Annotated in this window: 7 protein-coding genes; 5 read left to right on the top strand and 2 right to left on the bottom strand. The window is 48.9% G+C overall.

Going from position 1 to position 9,929, the window contains the following annotated elements; genetic code table 11:
- Window positions 1-505: 505 nt before the first annotated feature.
- Both trpS and CLOSYM_RS20635 read left to right on the top strand, forming a co-directional pair.
- Window positions 506-1,510, top strand: a complete 1,005-nt coding sequence (trpS, locus tag CLOSYM_RS20640) for a tryptophan--tRNA ligase (RefSeq protein WP_003497259.1) — start codon at window positions 506-508, stop codon at window positions 1,508-1,510.
- A gap of 102 nt (window positions 1,511-1,612) precedes the next feature.
- Window positions 1,613-2,512 carry a fumarylacetoacetate hydrolase family protein gene (locus tag CLOSYM_RS20635; protein WP_021643664.1) on the top strand — a complete coding sequence of 300 codons (900 nt, stop codon included), beginning with the start codon at window positions 1,613-1,615 and terminating at the stop codon, window positions 2,510-2,512.
- Between the two features lie 133 nt (window positions 2,513-2,645).
- Here the strand turns inward: CLOSYM_RS20635 and CLOSYM_RS20630 are convergent, their stop codons facing one another.
- Together CLOSYM_RS20630 and CLOSYM_RS20625 are read right to left on the bottom strand one after the other, a co-directional pair.
- On the bottom strand, window positions 2,646-3,206 hold the full coding sequence (locus CLOSYM_RS20630) for a YdeI/OmpD-associated family protein (RefSeq protein ID WP_021643663.1): 561 nt from the start codon (window positions 3,204-3,206) through the stop codon (window positions 2,646-2,648).
- Window positions 3,207-3,226: 20 nt separating this feature from the next.
- The gene (locus CLOSYM_RS20625; protein ID WP_021643662.1) at window positions 3,227-3,685 is read right to left on the bottom strand and encodes an Lrp/AsnC family transcriptional regulator; all 459 of its coding nucleotides are present in this window, start codon (window positions 3,683-3,685) and stop codon (window positions 3,227-3,229) included.
- 144 nt (window positions 3,686-3,829) lie between these two features.
- Here CLOSYM_RS20625 and CLOSYM_RS20620 point away from each other — a divergent pair, with 144 nt between their 5' ends.
- From CLOSYM_RS20620 to carB, 3 genes are all read left to right on the top strand, one after another.
- Window positions 3,830-5,188 carry an MATE family efflux transporter gene (locus tag CLOSYM_RS20620; RefSeq protein WP_003506529.1) on the top strand — a complete coding sequence of 453 codons (1,359 nt, stop codon included), beginning with the start codon at window positions 3,830-3,832 and terminating at the stop codon, window positions 5,186-5,188.
- A gap of 293 nt (window positions 5,189-5,481) precedes the next feature.
- Window positions 5,482-6,588, top strand: coding sequence for a carbamoyl phosphate synthase small subunit (locus CLOSYM_RS20615; RefSeq protein WP_044903051.1), 1,107 nt, complete (start codon window positions 5,482-5,484; stop codon window positions 6,586-6,588).
- On the top strand, window positions 6,579-9,872 hold the full coding sequence (gene carB / locus CLOSYM_RS20610) for a carbamoyl-phosphate synthase large subunit (RefSeq protein WP_021643660.1): 3,294 nt from the start codon (window positions 6,579-6,581) through the stop codon (window positions 9,870-9,872). The genes CLOSYM_RS20615 and carB overlap by 10 nt, the downstream gene beginning before the upstream one ends.
- Window positions 9,873-9,929: the final 57 nt, after the last annotated feature.

Raw genomic sequence — 9,929 nt, 5'->3', positions numbered from 1 at the left:
CTTTGCACTGGAATTTACTTTTTCAAGTCAGCTAAGGATTTTAGTTACAGTTCACACTCCGCCAGAAAGCGGCGCGCTGCGAACTGTAACACGCTCCGCGATGCACAGAAACTGCATAAAACGCAGTTCCGCGCCGTGTAACTCGGGATTTTCGCGCAGAAAACACACGAAAACACCTCGCGGGACATAACCGTGTGAACAGTAACGGATTTTAACTTTTCCGATGGAAAAATCTGAAAGCCCGGCTTGCAAGAGGAAAGCTTCTGTATTATAATAAGAAGGTATTTTCAGAAAATAACGTCGAATGACACAAAACATTATACAAAGCATAATACAAAACATAATACAAAACATAATACAAAACATAATACAAAACATAATACCATGTGAGTGGTACAAAGCGGTTGGTTACAAAAACGCACATACTCTGGAAAGAGCGGTTATTGCAAAACTGCGGCAGAACAGGAAGACTTACAAGGCGAATTGAATTAGAAGGAGATAGATTATGTTAGACGGTAAAAAAACATTATTCAGCGGCATGCAGGCCACAGGGAACCTGACACTTGGCAATTATCTGGGAGCTTTAAAGAACTGGGTTACCATCAGCGATGAATACCAGACCTTTTTCAGCGTAGTGGATATGCATTCCATCACTGTGCGCCAGGATCCGGCTGAACTGAGGAAGAGGGCCAGAACGCTTCTGACGCTTTATATTGCGGCAGGGCTTGACCCGGAAAAAAACTGTATTTATTATCAGTCTCATGTCAGCGGCCACGCAGAGCTTGCATGGATTTTGAACTGTTTTACTTATATGGGCGAGCTGAGCCGGATGACCCAGTTCAAGGATAAGTCGGCAAAGCATGCTGACAATATCAATGCCGGACTATTCACCTATCCGGTCCTGATGGCGGCGGATATCCTGCTGTACCAGGCGGATGTGGTTCCGGTAGGAATTGACCAGATGCAGCATCTGGAGCTGACAAGAGATATTGCTATTCGTTTTAATAATATTTACGGTGATGTATTTACTGTCCCGGAGGCATATATCGGAAAAGCGGGAGCGAAGGTAATGAGTCTGCAGGATCCGTCTAAGAAGATGTCGAAATCGGATGAAAATCCGAACGGAAGCATCTATCTGATGGATGATCCCGATACGATTATCAGGAAGTTCAAACGCGCGGTAACTGATTCGGAGGCTTGCGTCCGCTACAGTGAAGAGCAGCCCGGAATCAAGAATCTGATTGATATCTACTGTGCATGTACCGGAAAAACGGCACAGGAGACAGAGAGGGAATTTGACCAAAAAGGCTACGGCGACTTTAAGCTTGCGGTGGGCGAGGCGGTAGTCTCTGTGCTGAAGCCGCTTCAGGAGCGTTTTGCCGATCTCTCTAAAAACAAAGATTATATTGACGGCGTAATCAAGGGCAATGCCGAGAAGGCGCAGTATTTTTCCAATAAGACACTGAGAAAAGTTCAGAAAAAAGTGGGTTTTCCTGAGAAAATCAGATAAAAGAAGAACAGTTTCAAAGGCGAAGCTGCCGGCCTTTTCCATTTGCAGGATGGGGCGGCAGCTTTTTAGAAATGAAGAGCTTGATAATATGGAGGAAATGAAATGAGGGTGTTGACGTATCAGATAGATGACAGGGAGAGGCTTGGAATCCTGAGCGATGATGAGCAGTGGATTTATCCTGTAGAAGCCATTGGGATGGAATACCGGGATATGAAGGAGCTGATTCGTGAAATCAGCGATTCGGAGATCCAGCTTGCCGAGCATATAGCAGGCAAACAGCCCTACGAGGCGGAGATCAGAGGCGCTACCCCTCTGGAGGATGTGAGACTGTTGGCTCCAATCCCGAATCCGGAGCAGGATATCATATGTCTGGGTGTTAACTATATGGATCACTTGAAGGAAAGCAGTGATTTCCTGAAAGGAGCTTATAAAGAAGAACAGGAGTATGCCGTTTATTTTGGAAAGAGAGTCAACCGCGCATCGGGCGATAAAGAGACGATTCCTTCCTATCCGGGGCTGGTGGATGGCCTCGACTATGAGGCGGAGCTTGCGGTCATCATCGGAAAAGATGCCAAGGATGTGCCGGAGGAGAAGGCCGGCGAGTATATCTTCGGCTATACAATTCTTAATGATATCAGCGCAAGAAACATGCAGAATCACCATGGACAATGGTACTTTGGTAAGAGTCTGGATGGATTTACCCCGATGGGACCGTGGATCGTGACGGCGAATGAGATTGAATTTCCTCCCAGGCTTTCCATCAGCTCACGAGTTAACGGAGAGATTCGGCAGGACGCCAATACCGGCGATTTGATTTTCGGGATAGCCCATATTATCAGCGAGCTTTCGAAGGGAATGACGCTGAGGGCGGGAACCGTAATTTCGACAGGAACACCGGCAGGAGCAGGAGTTGGATTTAAGCCGCCGAAGTATCTTAAGGCAGGGGATAAGGTGGAATGCAGGATTGAGAAGATTGGCAGTTTGACCAGTTTGATTGGGTGAGATCCTTTATAGAAACAGTACAGAAAGAAGAGGAACCTGTGTTTTTAAGTAATCTGGTTCCTCTTCTTTCTTCATATCGATGGCAGTGGCCTGTGCGCGGAGACTGCAGGTTATCGTGAAGCCGCAGATTATTTTACATGGGCTTCAAATTCTTATTCAGCCGCTCAACCATCCAAGCCAGGCGTTTATCCCGTCCGGCCTCTGTTTTTGCATCCAAATAAGCACGTGTATAAGTCTTTTTGACGGACGGCGGCATGGCCTGAAAATTAGTGAAGGCAGGTTCATGGGTTTCCAGCAGAGCAGCGACAGAGGCAATCTCTTCTTCCGTTATTGCCGGAGCTTTCGGCGCGTTCCATTGGCCGTTCTTTTTGGCTTCTTCTATTTTCTTTCTGCCGTAGTCGGTCATAATCCCCTGCTTTTCAAGCTGTTCCACCAGCTTTTTATTCTTTTCCGACCATTTACTGTTATCCCTGCGCAGTGAAAAATATTTCCGATAAGATGTTTCATTCATGCTTTTCATCTGGCCGTCAATCCATCCGAAGCAGAGGGCTTCTTCAAGAGCCTCATCAGCTTTCACTGTTTGCGGTCCGCCCGGCTTGCCGAACAGCAGCCAGACACCGGCGTCGGACAGGCAATTCTCGCGGAGCCAGTTTCTAAAATCATTTCTGCATGCAAATTCCAATACTTCACTCATAATTCTCCCGTCCCTTCTTTTTACAGACGCAGTCCTTTAATATCCTTAACACGCGACAAAATCACATTCGTACTGATGGTAACGACTCCGGGCAGCCGGTCTATCGTTCCGGAGATGAATCCATCCATCTCGTCCTGACCTGCCGCGACAGCATGTACATGCAGCCGGCAGTTTCCCGTTACCCGGTATATCTGCGTGACGACAGGGCAGGAATACAGCATCTGCGTAACCTCAGAGAAAGTCTTCGGTTTTGTCTCTATTTCAAAATAACAGGATATCGCCCCGCTGAGCTTGTGGGGATTAATAACCGCCGTATATTCCTCGATGATGCCCTGTTCCTCCAGCGCATTGATATGGCTTTTCACCGCAACACGTGAAACTCCTATTCTCTCCCCTATTTCCGAATAAGAATACCGGGCATTTTCAATAAGCAGCTGCAATATCTTCTGGTCCAGCTCGTCTAATCCGCTCAAGTACATCGCATCACCTCATAATAATCGTTCTTTTAATCAGAATATCATAACATTTACATCGTGTCAAATTGAAAGAAAATGATTGCGTATTGTTATCTTATATGCTATTATTCATGACATATAGAAATTATAAAATTAACAGGTGATGGTATGTATCGTGATTTAACGAAAGGAAATATAACAAAAACACTGCTCGTATTCTCCCTGCCGATGATAGCCGGGAATCTGCTGCAGCAGTTTTACAACATTGCGGATACATTGATTGTCGGAAAGTTTCTTGGCCGCGATGCACTGGCGGCGGTAGGATCGGCCTACACGCTTATGACATTTCTGACCTCGATCCTTTTAGGAATGTCAATGGGAGCGGGAGCCTTATTCGCCATCTATCAGGGACAGGGCAGCCGGGAACGGCTGCGGGCCGGCATTGTTCAGGCATTCGGCCTGATTTCTCTGCTGACGGTAATTTTGTACATAGCGGTCTATCTGTGGCTTGATCCGATAATGATTTTTCTGCGCGTTCCGGATGAGGTATATGCTCTGATGCGCGAATACCTGTGGATTATATTCATCGGGCTGGCCGCCGTATTCCTTTACAACTTTTTTGCATGCCTGCTCAGAGCCCTTGGCAACTCGGTTACGCCCCTGGTGTTTCTGGCCGTCTCAGCCCTGCTCAATATCGCGCTGGACCTGTTGTTTGTGCTGCGGTTTTCCTGGGGCGTCGGGGGCGCGGCAGCGGCTACGGTGATTGCCCAGTATGTATCCGGTGCCGGAATATTCCTGTATACGGTGTTCTGCTGTAAAGAGCTGAGGCCCGCAAGGCGGCATTTCTGCCGTAATCCGGAGATTCTCCGCGATATAGGGAAGCTGTCGGTGCTGACCTGCGTGCAGCAGTCCGTCATGAATTTCGGTATTCTGATGGTACAGGGTCTCGTCAACAGCTTTGGGCCTGTCATTATGGCGGCTTTTGCCGCGGCTGTCAAAATAGATTCCTTTGCTTATATGCCGGTGCAGGATTTCGGAAATGCGTTTTCAACCTTTGTGTCCCAGAACTACGGAGCCGGTAAACATGAACGCATCCGGGAAGGGATTAAAAAGGCGGCGGTTACCTCTGTGCTGTTCTGCGTACTGATTTCCGCACTGGTACTGTTGTCGGCAAAACAGCTTATGCTTATCTTTGTCCAGCCGCATGAAACGGATATACTGGCGGCCGGAGTGCGTTATCTCAGAATTGAGGGAGCATTCTATTGGGGAATCGGCTGTCTGTTCCTTCTGTATGGATTCTACCGCGCGGTAAAAGCGCCTGCTATGTCTGTAGTGCTTACCGTGATATCGCTTGGAACCCGCGTACTTTTAGCATATGCGCTGGCCGGACCGGTGGGTGTGGATGGTATCTGGGCGGCAATTCCAATCGGCTGGATTCTGGCCGATGCGGCCGGAGTTATCTATTACAGAAGACATCGGGAGAGCATTCTGCCTTCCCTGCCGGGCTCCTGTGAGGAACAACCGTAACAAGCCGGAGCGCGTGATCCGATACATGATCCGTCAGGTTAAATATTATAAAAATTTTAAAATTTATTATTGACGCAGATTTCGCTCTATGCTATAATTCACCAGAAATGAACAAGGGCGTTCATGAGGTTTGGCCTCATGGACGTCTTTTTTTCATTTCATTTAAAAAAGTACGTCCTATGAAATAAAAAACGCTCTGCGAAGATTGCATATGTATGAGAAAGCTGCTGCTGTACAAAATAGAAGTAAAGCTTCTGGAGGATAAAAGCACAGGTGAAAGGAATGGTGACAGGATGGAAAGAACGGTATATCTTCTTTTGGAAAACGGCAAATATTTTGAAGGAAAAGGATTTGGAGCCTCTTTAGACGAAGTGACCGGAGAGGTGGTGTTCACGACCGGAATGACAGGATACCTTGAGACAATCACGGATCCCAGCTATTATGGACAGATAGTCGTTCAGACGTTTCCAATGATTGGCAATTACGGAGTGATCCCGCAGGATTTTGAAAACAAAGAAGTATACTTATCAGCATATATCGTAAAAGAATGGTGTCAGGACCCCTCCAACTTCAGGAGCAGCGGTAATCTTGACACTTTTTTTAAAGAAAGAAAGGTTCCCGCCATTTACGGAATAGATACCAGAAAGCTGGCAAAGACTATCCGTGAATACGGTTCCATGAACGGAAGGCTGACCGTGAAAAAGCCGCCGTACGGGCCGGAGGAGCTGGAGCAAATACGAAATTTCCGCATTACTTCTGCCGTTGAGAGCGTGACACCGGCCGGCTGCCATCTCATTAAGACAAAGGGGAAAGCGGATTACCGGGTAGTATTATGGGATTTCGGCGCAAAGGAAAATATCTTGAGAGAACTTACAAAGAGAGGCTGTGATGTCTATGATGCGACTGCATCGACTACGGCTGATGAAATTCTGAACCTGGATCCGGATGGAATTATGCTGTCCAACGGTCCGGGCAATCCGGAGGACAACGCCCGTGTTATAGAAGAACTGAAAAAACTGGCAGTGGCCAAGAGGCCGATATTCGGAATCTGCCTGGGGCACCAGCTTCTGGCCATTGCCAGAGGGGCAAAGACAGGCAAAATGAAATACGGGCACAGAGGGGCCAACCAGCCTGTCAAGGACCTGGAGACAGGCCGTATCTATATCAGCAGTCAGAATCATGGCTATGAAGTACTGAGGGAGTCACTTCCGGCCGGAGCAGAGGAGACTTTTATCAACGTCAACGACGGAACCTGCGAGGGCATTACCTATCGTGATATACCTGCCTTCACCGTTCAGTTTCATCCGGAAGCATGCGCGGGTCCGAAAGATACGGAAGAATTATTCGGCCGGTTTATCAAGATGATGGAGAAATACAAGGAGGAAGCGTCATGCCGTTAAATAAAAACCTAAAAAAAGTTATGGTGATTGGTTCCGGCCCCATCGTGATCGGGCAGGCGGCGGAATTTGATTACGCAGGGACCCAGGCATGCCGTGCACTGAAGGAGGAAGGGCTTGAGGTGGTGCTGGTGAATTCGAACCCGGCCACGATTATGACAGACAGCGCCATTGCGGATCAGGTCTACATTGAACCTCTGACGCTTGAAGTGGTAAAGAGGATTATCGATAAAGAGAAGCCGGACAGCATTCTGTCCACTCTGGGAGGACAGACCGGCCTTACCCTCTCAATGGAGCTGGCAAAGGAGGGATTTCTCGAGAGCCGCGGCGTCACCCTGCTGGGAGCATCCCCGGAAACGATTGATAAAGCGGAGGACAGACAGTGCTTCAAAGATACGATGGAAGAAATCGGGGAACCGGTAATTCCGTCTGAAGTGGTAACGACAGTGGATGCGGCAATGGCTTTTGCAGAAAAAATAGGATTTCCGGTTATCGTCAGGCCTGCCTTTACATTGGGCGGAACGGGCGGAGGCATCGCAAAGACAAGGAGAGAGCTTGATGAGATTGCCACGGCGGGGATCCGCCTGTCGCCGATTCATCAGATACTGGTGGAAAAATGCATTGCCGGATGGAAGGAGATTGAGTTTGAGGTAATGCGCGACAGCGTCGGCAACGAGATTACCGTCTGCTCGATGGAGAATTTCGATCCGGTGGGAATCCACACCGGCGATTCCATCGTTATCGCTCCGGCAGTCACTCTGGCCGATAAGGAGTATCAGATGCTGCGCTCGGCAGCCCTCAATATCATTCAGGCGATGGGGATAGAAGGCGGCTGCAACTGCCAGTTTGCATTAAATCCCGAGAGCTTTGAATATGCGGTAATAGAGGTGAACCCGCGTGTATCCCGTTCTTCCGCCCTGGCATCCAAGGCCACCGGTTACCCGATTGCCCGGGTGGCGACGAAAATAGCCGTCGGCTACCGTCTTGATGAGATTCCGAACGAGGTGACGGGGGAGACGATGGCATGCTTTGAGCCGGCCCTTGACTATGTGGCGGTCAAATTTCCAAAGTGGCCGTTTGATAAATTCGTATATGGCAGAAGGAAGCTGGGGACACAGATGAAGGCAACCGGCGAGGTCATGGCGATCGGCAGGAACTTTGAGCAGGCTCTTTTAAAAGCAGTCAGGGGAGCGGAGATTTCCCAGGACAGCCTGAATATGAAAAAGATGGAGCCTCTCACAGGGGAAGAGCTGGAGCAGAAAATTCTTTCCCAGGACGATGAGCGTCTCTTCGCCGTATATGAGAGCATGAAGCGCGGCATGACGGTGGAACGGCTTCACGAACTGACCGGGATTGACGAGTGGTTTTTAAATAAACTGTTACACCTGCTGACGCTGGAGCGAAGAATGCAGGGAGAATTGTTCACAGAAGAGCTTCATATGGAAGCAAAGCAGTACGGTTTCCCGGACCGGGTCATTAAAGAGATGACCGGTCTGACAGAGCTGAAACATATCCCGGCATGTTACCGTATGGTGGACACCTGCAGCGCAGAATTTGCCGCCAGCACACCATACTTTTACAGTTCCTACGGCGAGGAAGATGAAGCAGGGCCGTTCATCATGGAACATGCGGCGGGAAAACAGGTTGTCATGGTGTTCGGTTCCGGCCCAATCCGCATTGGCCAGGGAATTGAATTTGACTATGCGTCGGTACACTGCGTTTGGTCACTGAAGCGCGCAGGGTACGAGGTGGTCATTGTCAACAATAACCCGGAGACGGTGTCCACTGATTTCAACGTGGCCGACCGGCTCTATTTTGAGCCGCTGACGCCGGAGGATGTGATGGACATTATCCGGGTGGAAAAACCGGCCGGCGCTGTTGTGGCCTTTGGAGGACAGACGGCTATCCGCCTGACGAAATGTCTGGTGGAGAACGGGGTCCCGGTACTGGGAACTCCGGCCGACAGTATCGATATGGCCGAGGACAGGGGAAGGTTTAATGCATTATTGAAAAAACTCAATATGAAACAGCCCTCTGGCGATACCGTTTATACGGAGGATGAGGCAATTGCGACGGCAAACCGGCTGGGATACCCCGTTCTGGTGCGTCCAAGCTATGTACTCGGCGGCCAGAACATGATCATAGCGTATCAGGATGCGGATATCCATGAATATATGAAGATTATCCTTGAACACAAAATAGAAAATGCCATCCTGATCGACAAATACCTGATGGGGACCGAGCTGGAGGTCGATGCAATCTGCGACGGGGAGGATGTCCTGATTCCCGGAATTATGGAACATATTGAGCGCGCCGGCGTCCATTCTGGTGACTCTATCGCCGTATATCCCGCCTTTATGCTGACGGAGAGCCAGAAGGACCGGATTGTGGATTATTCGATCCGCCTTGCCCTTTCCCTGGGGACAAAAGGGTTGATTAACATTCAATATGTTCTTCATGAGGATACGATTTATATTATAGAGGTAAACCCGCGTTCATCTAGAACCGTTCCTTATATCAGCAAGGTGACGGGGGTTCCGATGGTGGAGCTGGCTACCAGGATTATGATGGGTGAAAAATTAAATGAGATGGGATATGAAACAGGTCTTTATCCCTCATCTCCGTATTATGCGGTAAAGGTACCCGTTTTCTCGTTTGAGAAGCTGTCCGATGTCGATACCCAGCTTGGGCCGGAGATGAAATCCACAGGTGAGGTTCTGGGGATTGCGGGAACCATGGAGGAGGCTCTTTACAAAGGAATGATCGCCGCTGGTTATTATATGAAGAGAAACGGCGGAATCCTTATCAGTGTCCGCGATACCGATAAAAAAGACTTAAAAGAGCTTGCAAAGGCATACGTCTCTATGGGATTTACCATCTATGCAACGGAAGGAACCGCCAGAAAGCTGAACAGCGCAGGCATTTCCTCTACCATCGTGAAAAAACCGAAGGAAGCGGACGAAGGGGAGGAGACTACTATTTCCGTAATGGAGAAGGGGCGGATCAGCTATGTGCTGTCAACATCGGTCACGGGCCGCCAGCCGGACCGAGACAGTGTAAGGCTTAGAAGAAAAGCGGTGGAGCTTGGGATTCCCTGCCTTACCTCCCTTGATACGGCGGCAGTTCTGGCGCTGAGTCTGGAAAGTAAATACGATGAAGATAATGTGGAACTGATCGATATCGCCCATATTGTCCATGGGGCGGCAGATCAGGATGAAGCGCGGCAGATAAAAAATGCGGAGGATATCCATATTCCGGGATATGTGCTTCAGGGACATGCAGATTAAAGGTTACCGTTCGCGGAACCGCGTTTTTTTGCGGGGCCGTAAATAATAACGATTATA

Origin of the sequence: [Clostridium] symbiosum ATCC 14940, assembly GCF_000466485.1 — a bacterium.
Classification (GTDB): domain Bacteria; phylum Bacillota; class Clostridia; order Lachnospirales; family Lachnospiraceae; genus Otoolea; species Otoolea symbiosa.
The sequence above is the reverse complement of the archived record's forward strand: the minus strand, read 5'-3'. Positions and strand labels throughout refer to the sequence as shown.

What these genes read in the sequence shown, in the direction of transcription:
- trpS (WP_003497259.1), top strand. Translation starts at nt 506, where the DNA reads ATGTTAGACGGTAAAAAAACATTATTCAGCGGCATGCAGGCCACAGGG.
- CLOSYM_RS20635 (WP_021643664.1), top strand. Translation starts at nt 1,613, where the DNA reads ATGAGGGTGTTGACGTATCAGATAGATGACAGGGAGAGGCTTGGAATC.
- CLOSYM_RS20630 (WP_021643663.1), bottom strand. Translation starts at nt 3,206, where the DNA reads ATGAGTGAAGTATTGGAATTTGCATGCAGAAATGATTTTAGAAACTGG.
- CLOSYM_RS20625 (WP_021643662.1), bottom strand. Translation starts at nt 3,685, where the DNA reads ATGTACTTGAGCGGATTAGACGAGCTGGACCAGAAGATATTGCAGCTG.
- CLOSYM_RS20620 (WP_003506529.1), top strand. Translation starts at nt 3,830, where the DNA reads ATGTATCGTGATTTAACGAAAGGAAATATAACAAAAACACTGCTCGTA.
- CLOSYM_RS20615 (WP_044903051.1), top strand. Translation starts at nt 5,482, where the DNA reads ATGGAAAGAACGGTATATCTTCTTTTGGAAAACGGCAAATATTTTGAA.
- carB (WP_021643660.1), top strand. Translation starts at nt 6,579, where the DNA reads ATGCCGTTAAATAAAAACCTAAAAAAAGTTATGGTGATTGGTTCCGGC.